This window comes from Pseudomonas meliae (genome assembly GCF_001400515.1).
Classification (GTDB): Bacteria; Pseudomonadota; Gammaproteobacteria; order Pseudomonadales; family Pseudomonadaceae; genus Aquipseudomonas; species Aquipseudomonas amygdali.
The window spans coordinates 1-19,392 of sequence record NZ_LJQT01000252.1; the positions used below are offsets into that span (position 1 = coordinate 1).

The following is a 19,392-nucleotide window of genomic DNA, read 5'->3' on the forward strand; positions in this document are numbered from 1 at the left end:
AAAATTTCTGACAGTCTCACGCATTCTTGAGGACTTGCACGGCAGCTTGCCTGACCCGGCCCTTGGCGGAGGTACTCCCTGTACCCCTAGGTCACGCCGATCCATTCGATCAACGCATCCCGGCCCCTTGGTCATGCGCGCACCTTCCTCAGGCCGCACAAACAAGAGAGGTATCGGCTTATGAAGCCGATACCTTCTTCTGAATCAATACCAGTTCGGGTCTTTGCGCAGCTCTTCATTCAAGAGCTTTTGCATGCCCTCGTCAGGCTTACCCAGGTAGCAGTAAGTCGCGTGACGAGTTGGTGATTTATCTGCAGGCAAGCCCGCAGGTACTTCAACCAACATGGCGTAGGCATCTTCCTTGTCGAGGCTGAAAGCCACGATAAGGCGTTTGCTTTTGCACGTATCGGCAGTTTCGCAAAGCGGCCCGACAAGATACTTGTCACCGTCTTCGGTGGCCGCTGTCATCTGCTGCTCGGAAGCTCCGGACAGGTTAATCACCCAATCCGGCAACCGCTCTTCCTTCTTGACGACCTTCGCCCAGGTTGTGCGGTACTCGGGAGCGGAGCTTAAAAGCTCGTTGACCCGAGACTGTCCATCATTGGCTGCCATGACCATGGCGCTGCCGCCCATCAACAGGGCGGCGGCCATTGTGCGAAATGACGTGTGCATTATCAGCCTCGACCGCGACGACCGAAGAAGAACGACACAACGAACATCACCAGGAAGACGACGAACAGGATCTTGGCGATACCGGTAGCCGTGCCCGCGATACCACCGAAGCCCAGTACTGCAGCGACAATGGCGATGATCAGAAACGTGATTGCCCAACTCAACATGGTGATACTCCTTTTTGGTGCCGTTTTAATGTGAATGCTGCGATTTTTCAGGTCGGGTCAGAAAACCCATTTTTGCTGCGGTGCGACTTCATCTACAGACACCAGGCCATCGACAGGGCGAAGGCTCGAAGACGCATCCTTGACCGCTGGGGCGCTTACGCTGCGGTAAGAAATGCTGCTGGTCTGGATGAATTGCTGTCTGGCTTGAGTTGCTTCGTTGGCTTGATTCCAACGCTGGAACTGCTGAATGGCGATCAGAGTGACAAGCAGTGCAAGGAGTAGAAAAAGACCTTGCTGAATGTGCAGGGGAGAGATACGCAATTGTGCAATACGCTGGCTGTTCATCTGCAAACTCCCCTGGCCTGAGTGGGCATTCAATCTGATGGGTCGTTGTATATCGACCTTGTTGAATGGGTTATTGCAGACTGCATGCCAGTTTGTTGGTGCAATTTAAATCCTTTAAAATCAATGGCCTGCGGAGTTTTACAGAGACGTCCTACCAGCAAGCTGCACGATTACACCTTTGTAATCGTGCGTTCTGCACGAAGCGTTCAGCGTTGTGCGCCTGTGCGGTCAGCCTGCGCTACGCGCCATGACCTTCAGAGCGTCGCCATTCACTCCCTTGACGCCACGAATGTTGCGCGCGATTTCCACAGCCAGTTCCTTCTCTGCAAAGTTGGCAACCACGCCGTTCAGGCTCACCACACCGGCTTTGGTATCCACTTTGATGTTGAGTCCGTCCAGCGTCCGGCTGTAAATCAGGCTCGCCTTCACCTTGCTGGTGATCCAGGCGTCGCTCATTTCCTCGGTTGGGGTCAATGTCTGGGGCTGGGTCTTGGCAGCGATCGAGTCGGCTGCGCTCAGGCTGATCAGGTTGTTGACGCTGATCACCCCGTCAGTATTGCTTGCCAGGCTGCCAGCCAGCTCTTTGGCCTCGGGGCTTTGCGCGCGGCCTTTGAGGGTGACCACGCCATCTTTGCTATCAACATCGATGGTCAGCGCTTCAGTCACGCTGCTCCACAGCAATTTGGATTTCACCGTCGCGACCAGCGTGGCATCTTCGAAACGCTGGGCCATGTTGGTTCGCGTACCAGGCTCGCTGGCAACGGCAGGGTCTACCTCCAGCTGGTTGTCGACCTTTTCGATTCCTTTGGTATCCAGCGCAATGCGTTCGGCCAGCTCACGATCAACCTCGTTTTCAACCTTGCCCTTCAGAGTCGCAGTGCCCTGGTCGACGTTTACATCGATCTTGAACGGGCTCAGATGTTTGTTCAGCGCGAAAGCTGTCCAGATCGAACCTTCCTGACGCGCCTCGGCGAGTTGGGTGGGCAAATCAGGTTGGGCGAGTACCGGGCCGCTGCCAAGCAGCGCAGCGGCGGCGGTGATCAGAGCAATCTTTTTCAGTGAAAACATATGAGCGTTCCTTTTGAGATGGGATTTCGTCTCCGAGTGGACGGCTTTAACGACATAAACGCGGATTAATCAGGCTGTTCGCCATTGGGCGTTCAGAAAGCTACCATGCATGCCGAAGAATCAATCAGAATTGACCATGCAACTTGCCCGATGATTCCGAGACTAACTGAGACAATTCATTAAGGAGCGTAGGAAAAATGGAAGCAGCCACTGAGAATCAGGGCCGTATTCTGCTTGTGGACGATGAGTCCGCCATCCTCCGCACTTTCCGGTACTGTCTGGAAGACGAAGGCTACAGTGTCGCCACTGCCAACAGCGCAGCCCAGGCTGACACGCTCATGCAGCGCCAGGTTTTCGACCTGTGCTTTCTCGATTTGCGTCTGGGTGAAGATAACGGCCTGGATGTACTGGCGCAGATGCGTATTCAGGCACCGTGGATGCGTGTGGTCATCGTGACTGCACACTCTGCGGTCGATACGGCTGTTGATGCCATTCAGGCGGGCGCAGCCGACTATCTGGTAAAGCCGTGCAGCCCCGATCAGCTGCGTCTTGCTACCGCCAAACAGCTTGAAGTGCGCCAACTGTCTGCTCGCCTTGAGGCACTGGAAGGCGAGGTTCGCAAGCCCAAAGACGGACTGGATTCCCACAGTCCTTCGATGATGGCCATTCTGGAAACTGCCCGCCAGGTTGCCGTGACCGATGCCAACATCCTGATTCTGGGTGAATCGGGGACCGGTAAAGGCGAGCTGGCACGGGCGATTCACGGCTGGAGCAAGCGGGCAAAGAAGTCCTGCGTCACGATCAACTGCCCATCGCTCACCGCAGAACTGATGGAAAGCGAACTGTTCGGCCACAGTCGCGGGGCCTTCACGGGTGCCAGTGAGAGCACTCTGGGACGTGTGAATCAGGCGGACGGCGGCACACTGTTCCTCGACGAGATCGGCGATTTCCCGCTGACGCTGCAACCCAAGCTGCTGCGCTTCATTCAGGACAAGGAATACGAGCGTGTGGGTGACCCGGTTACCCGACGTGCCGATGTACGTATCCTGGCCGCCACCAACCTGAATCTGGAAGACATGGTGCGCAGCGGGCGCTTCCGTGAGGATTTGCTGTACCGCCTGAACGTGATCACTCTGCATCTGCCAGCCCTGCGTGAGCGCAGCGAAGACATCCTGACCCTGGCGGACCGGTTTTTGGCGCGCTTCGTCAAGGAGTACGCTCGCCCGGCTCGAGGGTTCAGTGAAGAGGCCCGTGCAGCGCTGCTCAACTACCGCTGGCCTGGCAACATTCGTGAACTGCGCAACGTCATCGAGCGTGCCAGCATCATTTGTCCGCAGGAGCGTGTGGAGATCAGCCACTTGGGTATGGCCGAGCAGCCGACGAACAATGCGCCGCGTGTCGGCGCCGCCTTGAGCCTGGACGAGCTTGAAAAAGCACACATCGGAGCCGTGCTGGCGACCAGCGAAACACTTGACCAGGCCGCCAAGACGCTGGGTATCGATGCGTCGACGCTTTACCGCAAACGTAAACAGTACAACCTGTGAAAGGCCTCAAATGAAGCTGGCCATGAAACTGCGCACCCGCCTCTTTCTGAGTATCTCGGCACTGATCACCGTTGCTTTGCTCGGACTGCTGCTGGGGCTCGTCAGCGTCATGCAAATGGCCCGGACTCAGGAATCACTGATCCAGCATAACTTTGCCATTCTGGATCTGGGTTTGAAGCTGCGCCAGAACCTGGGTGATCAACTGGTGTTGATGACGGGTTCCAACCGCGATCAGGCTGAGCTGGAAAGAATCCAGAGTCAGTTTGAAGAGCTGCTGGAGGAGGGCTCGGTACAGGATACCCAGCAAAACGTACGCAATGGTTTCGAAAAGACCAAGGGCGATTACCGGCAATTCATCGATACCTGGAAGCAATACGGTAACGATGTGCGAGGCATACGCGGCGTACCGCAGCTGAGTGACAGCTTCGACAACCTGCGTAACGGCTTGCTGGCTGTACATCGCAAGGCGTTGGAGAACATCAGCAGCGCCGAAATCAACTCCCGTGATCGTGCACTATGGATCGCGGGCTTGCTGGGGCTGGTCGGGCTGGCGGTGCTATGTATCGGCTTTGTGACTGCGCACGGTATCGCCCGGCGTTTCGGTGCGCCGATCGAGGCGCTGGCCAAGGCTGCCGATCGCATCGGAGAAGGGGACTACGAAGTCACGCTGCCCATTTCGTCGGCCGCCGAGATGAATCTGTTGACCCGGCGATTCGGCATCATGGCCGAAGCCCTGCGTCAGCATCAGGCGACCAATATTGATGAATTACTGGCTGGCCAGCAGCGTCTGCAAGCGGTTCTCGACAGTATCGACGATGGTCTGCTGATGATTGACCGCCAAGGGCATCTGGAGCACTTGAACCCTGTGGCTCAGCGTCAGCTCGGCTGGGACGAGAGTCGCCTCGGGCAGAGCCTTGGAGATGCGTTGGGCCGACCTGAGCTGGATGAGCAATTGCATCTGGTACTGCGTGGCGGGACGCTGGAGCGTGCTCCGGAAGACCTGGCCATCGAAATCGACGGTGAATCGCGTCTGCTGACCTACAGCATGACGCCGGTCAGTCATACCAAAGGCCATATCCTCGGCGCGGTGATGGTGCTGCATGACGTCACCGAGCAGCGTGCTTTCGAGAGGGTGCGCAGTGAGTTCGTCCTGCGCGCGTCGCATGAGCTGCGTACGCCTGTCACGGGTATGCACATGGCATTCGGTCTTCTCCAGGAGCGCTTGCATTTCGCCCCCGAAACCCGTGAGGCCGATCTGCTCAATACGGTCACCGAAGAAATGCAGCGCCTTATGCAGCTCATCAATGACCTGCTGAATTTCTCGCGTTACCAGAACGGTCTGCAGAAACTCAAACTGGCACCGTGCTCCATCGAAACCTTGCTCGAAGAAGCCAGAGCGCGATTCGAGGACAAGGCCCTTGAACAGGACATCGTACTGATGCTGGATATGCAGGAACCCATGCCGCGCCTGCATGCCGATCAGTCCCAGCTGGAGCGGGTGCTGGACAACCTGCTGGACAATGCGCTGCGGCACACGCCGCAGAACGGTCTGATTCGTCTGCAGGCCAGGCGCCATGGCGAGCGGGCGATCATCAGCGTTGAAGACAACGGTGAGGGCATTGCCTATGGGCAGCAGGGACGAATCTTCGAACCCTTCGTGCAGGTCGGTCGCAAAAAAGGCGGTGCCGGACTCGGGCTGGCGCTGTGTAAGGAGATCGTCCAGCTACACGGCGGGCGCATGGGGGTCTATTCAAGGCCGGGGCAGGGCACGCAGTTCTATATGGCGTTGCCGCTTTGACGGCACGGCCTTGAAGGCGCTGCATGTATGCCCTTCATAAGAGCATCAAATATCAGGTTGTGCCCTGATTAATTGACGCGGTTAAGCACCTGCAGGATGGCTGCGCTCTGTGCATCGGGTTCGCCGTCGAAGCGCGCGGGGCGGTAGTGCATCTGGAATGCCGCCAGCACCTGACGCGTGGCGGTGTCGAGCTCTCCGGTCTGCGGGGTGCTGTAACCCAGGCGTGCCAGTTGTTGCTGGAACCAGCTGATGCTCGGAAGGTTGGTTGCCAGTAAGGCCTGACGCTGGGCAACCAGGCGTTCGTCAGGCCAGATGCCAAGCCCTTCGGCAGCAAGGCGCTTCCAGGGGAACAGCGGGCCAGGGTCCTGTTTGCGCGTCGGCGCTATGTCGCTGTGGCCGATGATGTGTTTTGGATCGATTTTGTTGCGTTTGACAATGTCTTTGAGCAGTACTGTGATCGACTGGATCTGTGCTTCAGTGTAGGGGTACCACAACCGGCCTGCCGGTGTGTCCTTGAAGCCGGGGTTGACGATCTCGATGCCGATCGAGCTGGAATTAAGCCAGGTACGGCCTTCCCATTCGCTTTCGCCAGCATGCCAGGCGCGGGCGCTTTCATCGACCAGCTTGTAGATAGTGGCCTTGCTGTCATCGCCAATCAGATAGTGGCTGCTGACCTCTCCATGGGTCAGAAGCTGGAGGGATTTTTCCATCGAGATCGAGGTGTAATGCATGACCACGTACTGAACCCGGCCATCGAAGTTCACCGATGGATGGCTGGTGTCCAGCCTGGGGCCACTGGCGCAGGCAGTGAGGATGAGCAGCAGAAAGGCAGAGAAATACAGTTTCATGGGATCGGCAGCGTCAGCGGGAAATGCAATATCATAACAACATGCGTGCAAATAGCTTCGGCATTGACGTGCTCGTTCAGGTCAAAATGTTTCAGTCAGCCTTGTTCGACCCTGTTTCGGCCATTTTCCTTGGCCTTGTACAGCGCCTGATCGGCGCGCTTGATCGCAGTGTCACTGCGTTCAGCCGTTCGAAAAGCCGTCACTCCAATGGACACTGTAATCGTCACGCGTTCGCCCTTGAAGTGAAACGGACATGACTCCACCGCCGTGCGCAGTTCGTCGAGCAGTGTCAGACCGGTGCCGGGAGGTGTAGCAGGCAACAGCATGACAAATTCCTCACCGCCAAACCGGGCGAGGAAATCGTCGCTGCGCAGGCGTTTCCTGAAAACGTTGGCGACGATCTTCAGCACTTTATCGCCTGCCAGGTGGCCATATCCGTCATTGATTCGCTTGAAGTGGTCCAGGTCCAGAATGCACACCAGCAGGCTGTTTTTCTCGTGTTGCCACTTGCTCATCTCCTGTTCGAGGCGCTCGCCCCAGGCTGCGCGATTGGGCAGGCCGGTGAGCGGGTCGATCAAGGCCTTTTGGCGCTGTTCTTCCAGGTGAGTCCTGAAACCCAGCGCTTCCTGCTCCATGCTTGCAACGCGGGCCGAAAGGCCTTGCAGCCGCGAGGCAACTTCCCGCTCGCGTGCGTCACGCTTGAGCTGGTAGTGGTCCATGGTGCTGAGCAAGCCTTCAAAGCGGTTGTCGAGCACCTGCTTGAGACTGGTCAGGTCGGAAGCGTCCTGAACGCTGATTTGCAGGCCGCCTACCTGTTCGCGCAACTGCTCGTTCAGGTCGCGGGCTGTGGACTGATCCTCGGCATGATCTTCACTGGCAGCCTGCAAATGGCTCTGAAACGATTCGAGCCGCTCATTGAGTTGTTTGAGGTAGGTGCTGAATTCCTGTTGGCCGCCGTTGTTGATTGCCAGCATCAGAACTGCCAGATCGTCGAGGATCGGTAGCAGTTCGTACCAGTTGAGCCCATGTTTCAAGCGTAACTGCATGTCCTCGACCTGCGGGCGGAAGTGCTCCGACAAGGTCAGGTCATCGAGCAGGCCCAGCAGGGTTTCCTCAATGTGTGCCGCCACCGAGCTGTAGCTGGGTTCTGGCGAGGAGGGCAGCGAATAACCCTCTTCGCCTTCCACCGTCTCGGTTTCTGATTCGGCATCTTCTTGCGGTTCTTCCAATGCCTGGATGATTGGCACAGGCCGTTGCTGGTAGGGCACTGACGGAACGGGGCCCAGCAGGTCAGTAAAATCGATAGGCTCGACAGGGACAACCGCAGGTTCGGTGACTGTTTCGGCCAGGGCTGGAGCAAGGGCTGCTGCGGCTGGCGATGGCACAGGTGTTTCAGGTGCCGTAACGATAGCGGTTTCGGCTTCTGAAACCTGTGGCGGCAGTGTGTGTGCGTCCTTTGTCTTCTGGTTGACGATGTCGGGGGCAATGGCAGCTTCTACTTCCGCTGCGGCAACGTCTATCGGCGCTTGAGCGTTCGCGGCCTCAGGTTGCACGTGCGTCTCATGCGTTTCCTGAGCAGAAGGGGCGTTTTCGGGGTGGGCAGCCTCGGGAGGGCGCTCATTGCCATGTTCGTCCCGTGAACCGAACAAACGCTGCAGAAGCCCTTGGCGTGGGCCCTCTTCGTGCTTTTCGAGCAGGGTCAGGGCCTGGCCCTGCAAACCACTCAACTCGCTGAGCAGCAAAGGCAGCTCGCGCGCCTGCGATGCACGTTCTTCAAGGTCCTTGGCAAAGCGCTTGAGTGGCTTGCGTACCTCTCGTGGCAACGGTAGCGCTTGCAGTTGTGCAACCAGTGCGGTCAGTGCCGAGCCAATTTGCCCGACCCGTACTTCACGGCGATGCTCGGAGTCCAGTACGGCTTTTTCGAGGCGCGGAATCAAGGCTGCCAGACCGGCGTCCATATCGTCCTTGCGGACAATTTCGCGCATTTCCTTCATGCATTCATCGACGGCGCGGTCAGAGCCTTCTGCTGCCAGACTGCTGCGCACCAGACCGCGGCGCAGCAAGTCGAGCCGCGCATCCCAGCGCTTTTCGAGCTTATCCTGTTGCTCGATTCCCTTGAGGTACTTCTCTTTCCAACGCTCCGCGTCGTCGCTCATGCAAGGCTTCCACCGGAGGGCACAGGCAGTGAGTCCCCACGCAGTGAGTCTGGCAGGCGAATCTCGACAGCAACCGGCAGGTGGTCGGAAATGGGCTGCGCCAGTACCTGTACGCGTTCAAGCGTGAGGGTCGGGCTGAGCAGAATGTGGTCAAGGCAGCGTTGTGGTCGCCAGCTTGGAAAGGTCGCTTCGATTTGCGGTGCCAAAAGGCCCAGATCGCGTAGCGGCGAGTGCTCCAGCAGGTCATTGGCGTGGGTATTCATGTCGCCCATCAGAACCTGATGGCGATAACCGCCGATCAGGTCGCGAATGTAAGCCAGTTGCCGGGTTCTGGTACGAGTGCCCAGAGCCAGGTGCATCATGACCACCACCAGCGCATCTTCGCCTTCGCCGAAGCGGACAAGAATTGCCCCGCGCCCGGCCGGACCCGGCAGCGGATGATCCTCGATCTTGGTCGGGCGCAAGCGACTCAGCACACCATTGCTGTGCTGGGCGAGGCGACCGAGATTGCGATTGAGCTGTTGATACCAGTACGGAAAGCCACCCAGTTGAGCAAGGTGCTCGACCTGATTGACGAAGCCGGAACGCATGCTGCCGCCATCGACTTCCTGCAACGCCACCAGATCGAAATCGTTGATCAGATCGCCGATTTTCTGCAGGTTGCCTGCCCTGCCGCCATGTGGCAGCAGATGCTGCCAGCTGCGCGTCAGGTAGTGGTGGTAGCGTTGGGTACTGATACCCACCTGGATATTGAAACTGAGCAAACGCAGCCTGCCGTCTTCCGGCAGGCCGTTTTGCGTCAGATGATGTTCGTTGACCTGCGGATCATGCAGGCCAACGATACGGGTGCTGCCCTTGCCCCAGCGGCGCATGGCGGGCGCTTACTTGGCGGCTGTAGCAGCCGCTCGCTCTTTGGCAATCAATTGATCGGCAACTTCCAGAGTCTTTTCCGGACCTCCGGCAGAACCCAGGTCAAAGCGGTACTTGCCATTGACGATCATGGTCGGAACGCCAGTCACCTCATACTTCTTGGCCAGTTCCTTGTACTGGGCGATCTTGCCCTTGACTGCGAAAGAGTCGAACGTTTTCAGGAAGTCTTCCTTGTTCACGCCCTGTGTGGCGACGAAGTCAGCCATGTCATTCTTGTCGGTCAGACGCTTGCCGCCTTTCTGGATGGCTTCGAATACGGCCGCGTGAACCTTGTGCTCGACGCCCATGGTGTCGAGGGTGATGAACAGCTGGCCGTGTGCATCCCACGGGCCGCCGAACATGGCAGGGATGCGTACGAACTTGACGTCGAACGGCAGTTTTTCAATCCACGGATTGATCGTTGGCTCGAACGCGTAGCAGTGCGGGCAGCCATACCAGAACAGCTCGACGACTTCGATCTTGCCTGGCTCGGCAACAGGCACAGCGCTCGCCAGCTCGACGTATTGCTTGCCCGCCTCGATGGGCGTGGCAGCCTGGGCGGACATACCGAACAGACTGGCGGCAACCAGAGCGGCGCTGATGATCAGATTACGCATGCTTTACTCCTGAGCAGATTGAATCGCCTTCAAGCGACGGTGGTTTCGACCGAACGCGAAAGCCTGAGTTCGTTTAGTGTAACGCTGAGGTTGTAAAAATGGGCGACCACGGACGGCCTTTTTGCATAAGGAGTCAAGCAGGTCATGTCTGAATGTTCCAGCCGCCAGCCAGAGCGGCCCGATACAGTGCCAGTGTGGGCCGGGGGGCAGGTGTGTCATTATATGCCTACGCATCCAAACGAAACCTACACCTCTTGCCGCTCGCTTTGCAGGCAGGGCCTTCACCGGAAATCACATGCAACTCAAAAACCCCATCCTCGGTCTGTGCCAACAGGCCACGTTCATGCTCAGCGCCGCCAAGGTCGACCAATGCCCCGACGACGAAGGGTTTGAAGTCGCTTTTGCCGGTCGTTCCAATGCAGGCAAATCGAGCGCGCTGAACACGCTGACCCATGCCAGCCTGGCGCGCACCTCCAAGACGCCGGGGCGCACTCAACTGCTGAACTTCTTCGGGCTGGATGAAAATCGACGTCTGGTCGACTTGCCGGGCTACGGCTACGCCAAAGTGCCTATCCCGCTCAAACTGCACTGGCAGCGCCACCTGGAAGCCTATCTGGGCAGCCGCGAAAGCCTGAAGGGTCTGATCCTGATGATGGATATCCGTCATCCAATGACCGACTTCGACCTGTTGATGCTGGACTGGGCCATCGCCAGCAACATGCCGATGCACATTCTGCTGACCAAGGCCGACAAGCTGACCTATGGCGCTGCGAAGAACACGCTGCTCAAGGTTCAGGCCGAAATTCGCAAAGGCTGGGGCGATGCAGTGAGCATCCAGTTGTTCTCGGCTCCCAAGCGCATGGGGCTGGAAGAGGCTTACACCGTGCTGGCCGACTGGATGGAACTGGAAGACAAGGCACCTGCGGAGTAAATCGCAGGCAAAAAAGACCCCGGACTTCGCATGGGGAGGGGGAAGTTCCGGGGCTTAAGGTCCAGACCTTAGGGTGGGATCTGGATAACTGCCAACACTTAACACAACTAGGAGCACGATCGATTTTTCAACCAATCGAGACCTCTGACTCCTGTCCAAACGGTTAAGTTCCAGCAATGAAGAAAAGTTCACATTTCCTACAATGTTTGACGAACCTGCTGACAGGTTCGCCCTTTCAGAGTCAGTGCGCCTCGTCCCAGTTGTTGCCGACCCCGACTTCCACCAGCAGCGGCACTGCCAATTCTGCTGCGCCACTCATGTGTGGGCGGATCTGTTCACTGATCTGATCGACCAGGTCTTCGCGCACCTCCAGCACCAGTTCGTCATGCACCTGCAGAATGACCCGCGCATCCAGACCGGATTCTTCCAGCCAGCCATTCACGGGCACCATGGCTTTCTTGATGATGTCCGCCGCAGTGCCTTGCATCGGCGCGTTGATCGCCATGCGTTCGGCACCTTTGCGCAGGGACTGGTTCTTGGCGTTGATGTCCGGCAAGTACAGGCGACGGCCGAAAATGGTCTCGACAAAACCCTGCTCGGCGGCCTGAGCACGTGTGCGCTCCATGTAATCCAGCACGCCGGGGTAGCGGGCGAAGTAACGGTCGACATAAGCCTGTGACTGCTTGCGGTCCACGCCAATCTGTTTGGCCAGGCCAAACGCGCTCATGCCGTAGATCAGGCCGAAGTTGATCGCTTTGGCGCTGCGGCGCATGTCCGTGGTGACGTTTTCCAGCTCGACGCCGAAGACTTCCGCTGCCGTCGCGCGGTGAACGTCCAGGTCGTTGCGGAAGGCATGCAGCAAGCCTTCGTCCTGTGCCAGATGCGCCATGATGCGCAGTTCGATCTGCGAATAGTCTGCCGCCAGCAGCTTGTAGCCCTTGGGGGCCACGAACGCCTGACGGATGCGTCGGCCTTCAGCAGTACGGATCGGGATGTTCTGCAGGTTCGGATCGCTGGATGACAAGCGCCCGGTCACCGCCACTGCCTGGTGATAGGAGGTGTGAATGCGTCCGGTGCGCGGGTTGATCTGCTCCGGCAGGCGGTCGGTGTAAGTGCTCTTGAGCTTGCTCATCGAGCGGTATTGCATCAGTACCTTGGGCAGCGGGAAGTCCTGCTCGGCGAGTTCGGCCAGCACGGCCTCGGCAGTCGATGCCTGGCCGGTGGCGGTCTTGCTGAGGATCGGCATACCGAGCTTTTCGTAGAGAATCACGCCGAGCTGCTTGGGCGAGCCCAGGTTGAACTCTTCACCGGCAATAGCAAAGGCTTCGCGCTCCAGCGCGGTCATCTTGTCGCCCAGTTCGACGCTCTGGATGCCCAGCAGGTTGGCATCGACCAGTGCGCCCTGGCGTTCGATACCTGCCAGGACGGGCACCAGCGGCATCTCGATGTCGTTCAAGACCGGCTGCAGGGTTGGAATTGCGGCCAGACGCGCTTCGAAGACTTCATGCAGGCGCAGGGTCAGGTCGGCTTCTTCGGCTGCGTAATTGCCAGCCTGCTCGATGGCGATCTGGTCGAAGGTCAGTTGCTTGGCGCCTTTGCCGGCGATCTCCTGGAAGTTGATCGGCGTGTGCGTCAGGTACTTCGCCACCAGGCTGTCGCGGTCGTGGCGGGTGGCAGTGGAATCCAGAACGTAGGACTCCAGAATAGTGTCGAACCTGACGCCCTGCAGGTCGATGCCTTGGGTCTGATCGCCGTCGAGCGCGCAGTTGGCAAGCAGGTTGATAGCGAACTTGGCGTGTTGACCGACCTTGGTTTTATCCGGGTCTTCAAGCAGCGGCTTGAGCGCCTTGAGCACCGTGTCGCGGTCCAGTTGCTGCGGCACCCCCATGTAGGAATGGGTCAGCGGAATGTAGGCGGCTTCGTGGGTCTGAATGGCAAAAGACAAACCTACCAGTTGCGCGCGCTGGGCGTCGGTGCCGTTGCTCTGGGTCACGAAGGCGAACAGCGGCGCGGCGTTGAGTTTCTTCAGCCACGCGTCGAACTGGCTCTGCTCGAGAATGACTTCATAGGCGGCTTCTTTTGCCTCGACGGTTGGCTCTTCGACGGCCAGTTCCTGCCCGGCGCGTTTGGCATCACGTTGCAGGTCTTCGATCCAGCTTTTGAATTCCAGCTCGGCGTACAGCTCCATCAATTTGTCGCGGTCCGGCTCGCCGCAATGCAGCTGGTCCAGTTCGATGTCCAGTGGCACGTCGATCTTGATAGTTGCCAGTTCATAGGACAGGAAGGCCATCGCACGATGCTCTTCAAGCTTGGCCGCCAGGGTCTTGGCTCCACGAATAGGCAGGGTCGCGACCGTTTCGAGGCGTTCGTAAAGCTCCTTGATTCCGCCGCCCACGCCAACCAGCAAGCCGACGGCAGTCTTTTCGCCGACGCCGGGGACGCCAGGTATGTTGTCGACCTTGTCGCCCATCAGTGCGAGGTAGTCGATGATGTGCTCCGGGCCGACGCCGAACTTCTCTTTCACGCCAGCCACGTCCAGCACGCTGCCGGTCATGGTGTTGACCAGAGTGATGTGCCCGTCGACCAGTTGCGCCATGTCCTTGTCACCGGTGGAGATGATCACCGGACGGTCCGCTGCTGCGCTGCTGCGCGCCAGGGTGCCGATCACGTCGTCTGCTTCAACGCCTTCCACGCATAGCAGCGGATAGCCCATGCCCTTGACGCAAGCATGCAGCAGATCGACCTGCACGCGCAGGTCATCCGGCATGCTGGGCCGATTGGCTTTGTAATCGGTATACAGCGCGTCGCGGAAAGTCCCGCCCTTGGCATCGAAGACCACCGCAAACGGGCTGTCCGGGTACTGGCGACGCAGGCTTTTGAGCATGTTGAGCACGCCTTTGACGGCGCCCGTCGGCAATCCTTTGGACGTGGTCAGTGGTGGCAGTGCGTGGAAGGCGCGATAGAGGTAAGAGGAACCGTCTATCAGGACGAGCGGCGCTTGGGTCATGAGCAGAATCAACCTTTTCGGCGGGGCCGGCGCTAGAATGCGCGGACCATTGACGACAAAGGGACAAGGTTATCATGTGCAAGGTAAATCGACTGATATTGACCGGCCTGTTGGCATTTTGTCCTTTGCTCGCAGTTTCAGCAGAGGACCCACCTTCGGCTGCACCGGACGTTACTATCCGCACCGACGGGGACAAAACCATTCAGGAATACCGCCAGAACGGCTTTCTGTATGCTGTGAAGATTACCCCCAAACACGGCAAGCCCTATTTTCTGGTGCGATCCGATGGTACAAGTCCCAATTTTATCCGTTCGGACCAACCGGACATGCTGATCCCGGAGTGGAAAATATTCGAATGGTAGCCACCTACATTCACTTTAATTGCTGGCAGTTCTGACATGTCCGTTTTTACCCCGTTGGCCCGGCCCGAGCTGGAAGCATTTCTCGCCCCTTATGGGCTCGGCCGTTTGCTTGACTATCAGGGCATTGCCGCCGGTAGCGAAAACACCAACTACTTCATCAGTCTGGAGCAGGGCGAATTCGTTCTGACGCTGGTCGAACGCGGCCCGGTGCAGGAGATGCCATTCTTCATCGAGCTGCTCGACGTGCTGCACGATGCCGATTTGCCGGTTCCGTACGCATTGCGCACCACCGACGGTGAGGCCCTGCGGCAATTGGCGGACAAACCGGCGCTTCTGCAGCCACGTTTGCCAGGCAAGCACATTAGCGAGCCCAATACCCAGCACTGCGTGCAGATTGGCGAGCTATTGGCCAACCTGCATCTGGCGACCCGTGAGCAGGTGCTGGAGCGCAAGACCGATCGAGGTCTGGACTGGATGCGGAGTGAGGGGCGCAATTTTCTGTCGCATCTGGGCGAAACCCAGCGAGCCTTGCTGGAAAAGAGCCTTCAAGAGATCGAAGACTTCAAGCCACAGATCATGGCGTTGCCGCGCGCCAACCTGCACGCGGACCTGTTTCGTGACAACGTGTTGTTTGAAGGCACGCACCTGACCGGGCTGATCGACTTCTATAACGCCTGTTCCGGGCCGATGCTCTACGACCTGGCGATTGCCCTCAATGACTGGTGCTCGCGTGAAAACGGCCAGCTCGATGCCGTCCGTGCTCGTGCGCTGCTGGGGGCTTATGCAGGTTTGCGACCATTCACTGCGGCGGAGTCGAAGCTCTGGACGACCATGTTGCGCATCGCCTGCGTGCGCTTCTGGCTGTCACGCCTGATCGCTGCCGAAACCTTCGCCGGTCAGGACGTGCTGATTCATGACCCTGCGGAGTTCGAGCGCCGTCTGGCTGAGCGCCAGGAAGCGCACATAGCCTTGCCGTTTGCGCTCTGAGACCAGACCTGTCTCCGCGCGTCTGAACCAGTCGGACGGTTGACTCTCGTTCCCATGCTCCGCGTGGGAATGCAGTGCGTGACGCTCTGCGTCACACAGCAGTGCTGCTATGTGGGCGGTGGCAGTCAGAGACTGCTCAGGCAACCTGCCAAATCATCCGCCAGCTTTTGCAGGACTTGCTCGTAACCCTGCGCGGTGGCCGGGGTGTAGCCGCCCAGTCCATCCAGCTCCGCCAGCTTGACCGGCAGGCCTGCGCTCAAGGTTTCAGCCAGACGCGGGCGCAGTGGCGGTTCACTGAATACACAGGCCTTGCCGGCAGCTTTCAGGCGTTCGCGCATGGCGGCGACGTGCTGGGCGCCGGGCTGGATCTCGGCGGCGATGGCGAATACCCCGGCGTGTTTGAGCCCGTAAGCCTCTTCGAAATAATCGAACGCCTCGTGGAAGACGAAGTAAGGCTTGCCTGCCACTGCACTGACCCGACCCTTGATACGAGCATCCAGCGCGTCAAGGCGTTTGCTGAATGCGGCAGCGTTACTCGCATAACGAGCTGCATTGGCAGGGTCGGCGGCGCTCAGGTCTGTGGCCATTTTCGCGGCAATCACCCGAGCATTGACGGTCGACAGCCACAGGTGTGAATCCAGGCTGCCGGGCCGGTGATCATGATCATGTTCGTCTGAATCGTTGTCGTGATCATGTTCGTGGTCATCATGCGAGGCATTGTCCTGGCCAAAGTGACGCAAGTGCATGCCCGGTAGTGTCTGTACGGCAACTGCAGGCAGTTTGCGGCCCTGAAGGACGCGCGGCAGGAAAGCTTCCATGTCCGGGCCGATCCAGTAGAGCAACTCTACTTCCTGCACGCGCCGTACGTCGGATGGACGCAGCGCGTAGTTATGCGGTGAGGCACCCGGTGGCAGAAGCACTTCCGGTGTACCAACGCCATCCTGCACAGCCGCTGCAATCAGCTGCAATGGCTTGATACTGGTCAGCACCCGGACCTCGGCCTGAACAGGGGAAATGACCAGCAGACTGACCCACAAAACAGCAACAAGATTTAAAAGACGGCGCACTCGAATCACTCATATAAGCCAGGAACAGGTAACATAATAACGTCTCTAGCCAATATCGTCGCTGCTCATGCCCAATACTCCCCTGGCCAGTCGCCCCCATGACCACTCTCACTGCGTGCATTCGGCACTCGCCGAAGCGGACGCCCTGTGCGCCAAACAGGGGCTGCGCCTGACCACCTTGCGCCGTCGCGTGCTGGAACTGGTCTGGCAAAGCCACAAGCCGCTGGGTGCCTACGACATCCTTGCAGTGCTGAGTGATGAAGACGGTCGCCGCGCTGCGCCGCCAACCGTTTATCGTGCACTGGATTTCCTGCTGGAAAACGGTCTGGTGCACCGCATCGCCTCACTCAACGCGTTCACCGGCTGCAATCACCCCACTCATGCGCATCAGGGGCAGTTTCTGATTTGCCGCCTGTGTCACGCGGCGATCGAGCTGCAGCACCCAGCCATCAGCAATGCCGTCATCGATGCCGCTGCAGGCGTTGGCTTCGCGGTCGAAGGCCAGACGGTCGAGATCGTGGGTGTATGCGCCGGCTGCAAGGCGGCTTGATGACGGATGCATTGATACGTCTGGAGCAGGTCGCTGTAACGCTGTCCGGGCAAAGCGTTCTGGACAACATCCAGTTGAGCGTCAAGCCCGGCGAAATCGTTACGCTGATCGGCCCTAACGGCGCTGGCAAGACCACGCTGGTGCGTGCAGTGCTGGGGCTGCTCAAGCCCGACTCCGGAACCGTCTGGCGCAAGCCGAAGCTGCGTGTCGGTTACATGCCGCAAAAACTGCATGTGGATCAGACGCTGCCGCTGTCGGTGCTGCGCTTTTTGCGTCTGGTGCCCGGTGTGGACCGCATGGCTGCAGAGTCTGCCCTGGAAGAAGTCGGGGCCGAGAAGGTCATCGATAGCCCGATTCAAGGTATTTCCGGTGGCGAGATGCAGCGCGTTCTGCTGGCCCGAGCCTTGTTGCGCAAGCCTGAATTGCTGGTGCTCGATGAGCCGGTGCAGGGTGTCGACGTGGCAGGTCAGGCCGAGCTGTACGGCCTTATTACCCGGTTGCGCGACCGCCACCAGTGCGGAGTGCTGATGGTGTCTCATGATTTGCATCTGGTCATGAGCACGACCGATCAGGTGGTCTGTCTGAACCGCCATGTTTGCTGCTCCGGGCATCCCGAGCACGTCAGCCATGATCCGGCGTTTGTCGAGCTGTTCGGCAAAAATGCGCAAAGCCTGGCGATCTATCACCACCATCACGACCACGCCCACGATCTGCATGGCGCTGTGGTGAATGATGCACCGACCACTTCGTCACCTACCCACACTCATGTTCACGGAGACCACTGCAAGCATGGCTGATTTTTTACTGTATGCCTTGCTCGCAGGCGTTGCTCTGGCTGTCGTCGCAGGCCCGCTCGGGTCGTTCGTGGTCTGGCGGCGCATGGCGTACTTCGGCGATACGCTTTCCCACGCAGCATTGCTCGGTGTGGCGCTTGGCTTCCTGCTGGATATCAGCCCGACCATTGCAGTGACGGTCGGCTGCCTGCTGCTGGCGGTGCTGCTGGTCACGCTGCAACAGCGCCAGCCGCTGGCCTCGGACACACTGCTGGGGATCCTCGCACCGAGCACGCTGTCGCTCGGCCTGGTGGTGCTCAGCTTCATGCATGAAGTGCGTATCGACCTGATGGCTTATCTGTTTGGCGACCTGCTTGCCATCAGCCCGGCTGATCTGACCTGGATCCTGGGCGGCAGCGCGCTGGTGCTGGTATTGATTGTTGCGCTGTGGCGCCCGCTGCTGGCAATCACCGTGCATGAAGAGCTGGCGCGGGTCGAAGGCCTGCCCGTCGCGGCATTGCGCATGGCGCTGATGCTGCTGATCGCCGTGGTGATCGCTGTGGCGATGAAGATCGTCGGCGTTCTGCTGATCACGTCGCTGCTGATCATTCCCGCCGCTGCGGCGCAGCGTCACGCCCGCTCGCCGGAGCAGATGGCGCTGGGTGCAAGCCTGTTAGGCGTGATAGCCGTGTGTGTCGGGCTATCATTGTCATGGTTCAAGGACACCCCGGCAGGACCGTCTATAGTGGTATCCGCTGCAGCGTTGTTTTTGCTCAGCTTTGTTCTACCCAGGCGAGCGGTGTAGACTTGCTCGTTTTTTGCGCAAACTAGAGAATCGCAGGAATGAAGCCGTTCGCCCCACGCTATCTGCTGCTTGTCGCATTTTCCATCCTGCTGGGTGCCTGCCAGAGTGCGCCCACTGCCGAGACGCCTGCCTCCGACGTTCAGCCTGACGCGTTCGCTCAGCTTGAGCAGAACATCGTCAGCAATGAGCTGGCGACGGCCGAGGATCAACTGGCCGCGTTGCAGGCCGCCAATCCTGCCGATATTCGCCTCGAGCCTTTTCAGCGTCGTCTGGCCGAAGCCTATCTGAGTCGCAGCCAGATCAGCCTGCAGAAGGGTGATATGAATGCGGCGGCCAACGCACTCACTCGTGCGCGCGCGCTGATGCCCAAGGCACCGGCACTGACCAGTGGCGTCAACGGCGCTATCGCTCATGCGCGCAAGGCTGAGCTGGAGAAAGCCGAAGCTGATTTGAAGGCGGCCGAAGCCAGAAGGGTTGCCAAGCTCATCGATCCGTCGGCAGAAAGCACGAAAATTGAACTCAAGATCGGCGATATGCGTGCATTGCGTCGTCAACTGGACGATATCGCAGCGGATACCGTAGCGTTCAACTGTGAAGTGCTGATGGTAGTGCCGCGCACCGAAGACTATCCGTGGCTGGCCACGTTGCTGACCAAACGGGTGGCCAAGGCCAATCCGGATTTCGAGCTGCAATTGCGTCGCCAGATCGAGCGCAATGAAAAAGCGCAGATCATTCTGACGCCAGCGAAGTCCTGAGTCGATTCTTCAAAGCGGACGCAGAGCGTCC

Annotated in this window: 19 protein-coding genes; 9 read left to right on the forward strand and 10 right to left on the reverse strand. The window is 58.8% G+C overall.

What is annotated here, in order from left to right; all coding sequences use genetic code 11:
- Positions 1-204 precede the first annotated feature (204 nt).
- From ALO64_RS11420 to ALO64_RS11430, 4 genes are all read right to left on the reverse strand, one after another.
- Complete coding sequence (locus ALO64_RS11420; RefSeq protein WP_044343833.1) at positions 205-672, reverse strand: inhibitor of vertebrate lysozyme family protein; 468 nt, start codon at positions 670-672, stop codon at positions 205-207.
- A 2-nt stretch (positions 673-674) separates the two neighbouring features.
- On the reverse strand, positions 675-839 hold the full coding sequence (locus ALO64_RS24235; protein WP_002555679.1) for a DUF1328 domain-containing protein: 165 nt from the start codon (positions 837-839) through the stop codon (positions 675-677).
- A gap of 57 nt (positions 840-896) precedes the next feature.
- On the reverse strand, positions 897-1,184 hold the full coding sequence (locus tag ALO64_RS11425) for a hypothetical protein (RefSeq protein WP_044343832.1): 288 nt from the start codon (positions 1,182-1,184) through the stop codon (positions 897-899).
- Positions 1,185-1,412: 228 nt separating this feature from the next.
- Positions 1,413-2,252, reverse strand: a complete 840-nt coding sequence (locus tag ALO64_RS11430) for a BON domain-containing protein (RefSeq protein ID WP_005731654.1) — start codon at positions 2,250-2,252, stop codon at positions 1,413-1,415.
- A gap of 197 nt (positions 2,253-2,449) precedes the next feature.
- On the opposite strand from ALO64_RS11430, the gene algB reads away from it, so the two are divergent.
- Both algB and ALO64_RS11440 read left to right on the forward strand, forming a co-directional pair.
- Positions 2,450-3,796: a sigma-54-dependent response regulator transcription factor AlgB gene (algB, locus tag ALO64_RS11435; RefSeq protein WP_002555682.1), complete on the forward strand. Its 1,347-nt coding sequence runs from the start codon at positions 2,450-2,452 to the stop codon at positions 3,794-3,796.
- Positions 3,797-3,806: 10 nt separating this feature from the next.
- The gene (locus ALO64_RS11440) at positions 3,807-5,594 is read left to right on the forward strand and encodes a KinB sensor domain-containing domain (protein ID WP_044343831.1); all 1,788 of its coding nucleotides are present in this window, start codon (positions 3,807-3,809) and stop codon (positions 5,592-5,594) included.
- A 68-nt stretch (positions 5,595-5,662) separates the two neighbouring features.
- Here ALO64_RS11440 and ALO64_RS11445 read toward each other — a convergent pair whose 3' ends face one another.
- From ALO64_RS11445 to ALO64_RS11460, 4 genes are all read right to left on the reverse strand, one after another.
- Positions 5,663-6,442 carry an N-acetylmuramoyl-L-alanine amidase gene (locus tag ALO64_RS11445; RefSeq protein ID WP_044343830.1) on the reverse strand — a complete coding sequence of 260 codons (780 nt, stop codon included), beginning with the start codon at positions 6,440-6,442 and terminating at the stop codon, positions 5,663-5,665.
- A 95-nt stretch (positions 6,443-6,537) separates the two neighbouring features.
- A complete protein-coding gene (locus tag ALO64_RS11450) occupies positions 6,538-8,598 on the reverse strand; it encodes a GGDEF domain-containing protein (protein WP_044320890.1) in 2,061 nt (686 codons plus the stop codon).
- The gene (locus ALO64_RS11455) at positions 8,595-9,470 is read right to left on the reverse strand and encodes an endonuclease/exonuclease/phosphatase family protein (protein WP_002555686.1); all 876 of its coding nucleotides are present in this window, start codon (positions 9,468-9,470) and stop codon (positions 8,595-8,597) included. Before ALO64_RS11455 ends, ALO64_RS11450 begins: the two co-directional genes overlap by 4 nt.
- A gap of 9 nt (positions 9,471-9,479) precedes the next feature.
- Entirely contained in the window at positions 9,480-10,124 is a 645-nt protein-coding gene (locus ALO64_RS11460; RefSeq protein WP_044343829.1) for a thiol:disulfide interchange protein DsbA/DsbL, read from the reverse strand.
- 295 nt (positions 10,125-10,419) lie between these two features.
- Between ALO64_RS11460 and yihA the strand changes: the two genes are divergently transcribed.
- Positions 10,420-11,055, forward strand: a complete 636-nt coding sequence (yihA, locus tag ALO64_RS11465; RefSeq protein ID WP_044320891.1) for a ribosome biogenesis GTP-binding protein YihA/YsxC — start codon at positions 10,420-10,422, stop codon at positions 11,053-11,055.
- A gap of 241 nt (positions 11,056-11,296) precedes the next feature.
- Here the strand turns inward: yihA and polA are convergent, their stop codons facing one another.
- Positions 11,297-14,062: a DNA polymerase I gene (gene polA, locus ALO64_RS11470; protein WP_044343828.1), complete on the reverse strand. Its 2,766-nt coding sequence runs from the start codon at positions 14,060-14,062 to the stop codon at positions 11,297-11,299.
- Positions 14,063-14,136: 74 nt separating this feature from the next.
- Here polA and ALO64_RS11475 point away from each other — a divergent pair, with 74 nt between their 5' ends.
- Together ALO64_RS11475 and ALO64_RS11480 are read left to right on the forward strand one after the other, a co-directional pair.
- Positions 14,137-14,424 carry a DUF2782 domain-containing protein gene (locus tag ALO64_RS11475; protein ID WP_004655238.1) on the forward strand — a complete coding sequence of 96 codons (288 nt, stop codon included), beginning with the start codon at positions 14,137-14,139 and terminating at the stop codon, positions 14,422-14,424.
- A 36-nt stretch (positions 14,425-14,460) separates the two neighbouring features.
- Positions 14,461-15,411: a homoserine kinase gene (locus ALO64_RS11480; protein WP_044320893.1), complete on the forward strand. Its 951-nt coding sequence runs from the start codon at positions 14,461-14,463 to the stop codon at positions 15,409-15,411.
- Between the two features lie 125 nt (positions 15,412-15,536).
- On the opposite strand, the gene znuA is transcribed toward ALO64_RS11480, so the two are convergent.
- Positions 15,537-16,478, reverse strand: coding sequence for a zinc ABC transporter substrate-binding protein ZnuA (gene znuA, locus ALO64_RS11485; RefSeq protein ID WP_044343827.1), 942 nt, complete (start codon positions 16,476-16,478; stop codon positions 15,537-15,539).
- A 67-nt stretch (positions 16,479-16,545) separates the two neighbouring features.
- Here znuA and ALO64_RS11490 point away from each other — a divergent pair, with 67 nt between their 5' ends.
- Genes ALO64_RS11490 through ALO64_RS11505 form a run of 4 tightly spaced genes read left to right on the forward strand, consistent with a single transcriptional unit; the run spans position 16,546 to position 19,361 of the window.
- Entirely contained in the window at positions 16,546-17,028 is a 483-nt protein-coding gene (locus ALO64_RS11490) for a Fur family transcriptional regulator (protein ID WP_002551451.1), read from the forward strand.
- On the forward strand, positions 17,028-17,825 hold the full coding sequence (znuC, locus tag ALO64_RS11495; protein WP_044320894.1) for a zinc ABC transporter ATP-binding protein ZnuC: 798 nt from the start codon (positions 17,028-17,030) through the stop codon (positions 17,823-17,825). Before ALO64_RS11490 ends, znuC begins: the two co-directional genes overlap by 1 nt.
- Entirely contained in the window at positions 17,818-18,606 is a 789-nt protein-coding gene (gene znuB, locus ALO64_RS11500) for a zinc ABC transporter permease subunit ZnuB (protein WP_005731662.1), read from the forward strand. Before znuC ends, znuB begins: the two co-directional genes overlap by 8 nt.
- A gap of 38 nt (positions 18,607-18,644) precedes the next feature.
- Positions 18,645-19,361 (forward strand): PA5502 family lipoprotein, encoded by a 717-nt coding sequence (locus ALO64_RS11505; protein WP_044320895.1) that lies wholly within the window; start codon positions 18,645-18,647, stop codon positions 19,359-19,361.
- Positions 19,362-19,392 lie beyond the last annotated feature (31 nt).

Bases quoted from the DNA above. Each gene is read 5' to 3' on its own strand.
- ALO64_RS11420 (WP_044343833.1), bottom strand. From the start codon at position 672: ATGCACACGTCATTTCGCACAATGGCCGCCGCCCTGTTGATGGGCGGC.
- ALO64_RS24235 (WP_002555679.1), bottom strand. From the start codon at position 839: ATGTTGAGTTGGGCAATCACGTTTCTGATCATCGCCATTGTCGCTGCA.
- ALO64_RS11425 (WP_044343832.1), bottom strand. From the start codon at position 1,184: ATGAACAGCCAGCGTATTGCACAATTGCGTATCTCTCCCCTGCACATT.
- ALO64_RS11430 (WP_005731654.1), bottom strand. From the start codon at position 2,252: ATGTTTTCACTGAAAAAGATTGCTCTGATCACCGCCGCCGCTGCGCTG.
- algB (WP_002555682.1), top strand. From the start codon at position 2,450: ATGGAAGCAGCCACTGAGAATCAGGGCCGTATTCTGCTTGTGGACGAT.
- ALO64_RS11440 (WP_044343831.1), top strand. From the start codon at position 3,807: ATGAAGCTGGCCATGAAACTGCGCACCCGCCTCTTTCTGAGTATCTCG.
- ALO64_RS11445 (WP_044343830.1), bottom strand. From the start codon at position 6,442: ATGAAACTGTATTTCTCTGCCTTTCTGCTGCTCATCCTCACTGCCTGC.
- ALO64_RS11450 (WP_044320890.1), bottom strand. From the start codon at position 8,598: ATGAGCGACGACGCGGAGCGTTGGAAAGAGAAGTACCTCAAGGGAATC.
- ALO64_RS11455 (WP_002555686.1), bottom strand. From the start codon at position 9,470: ATGCGCCGCTGGGGCAAGGGCAGCACCCGTATCGTTGGCCTGCATGAT.
- ALO64_RS11460 (WP_044343829.1), bottom strand. From the start codon at position 10,124: ATGCGTAATCTGATCATCAGCGCCGCTCTGGTTGCCGCCAGTCTGTTC.
- yihA (WP_044320891.1), top strand. From the start codon at position 10,420: ATGCAACTCAAAAACCCCATCCTCGGTCTGTGCCAACAGGCCACGTTC.
- polA (WP_044343828.1), bottom strand. From the start codon at position 14,062: ATGACCCAAGCGCCGCTCGTCCTGATAGACGGTTCCTCTTACCTCTAT.
- ALO64_RS11475 (WP_004655238.1), top strand. From the start codon at position 14,137: ATGTGCAAGGTAAATCGACTGATATTGACCGGCCTGTTGGCATTTTGT.
- ALO64_RS11480 (WP_044320893.1), top strand. From the start codon at position 14,461: ATGTCCGTTTTTACCCCGTTGGCCCGGCCCGAGCTGGAAGCATTTCTC.
- ALO64_RS11490 (WP_002551451.1), top strand. From the start codon at position 16,546: ATGCCCAATACTCCCCTGGCCAGTCGCCCCCATGACCACTCTCACTGC.
- znuC (WP_044320894.1), top strand. From the start codon at position 17,028: ATGACGGATGCATTGATACGTCTGGAGCAGGTCGCTGTAACGCTGTCC.
- znuB (WP_005731662.1), top strand. From the start codon at position 17,818: ATGGCTGATTTTTTACTGTATGCCTTGCTCGCAGGCGTTGCTCTGGCT.
- ALO64_RS11505 (WP_044320895.1), top strand. From the start codon at position 18,645: ATGAAGCCGTTCGCCCCACGCTATCTGCTGCTTGTCGCATTTTCCATC.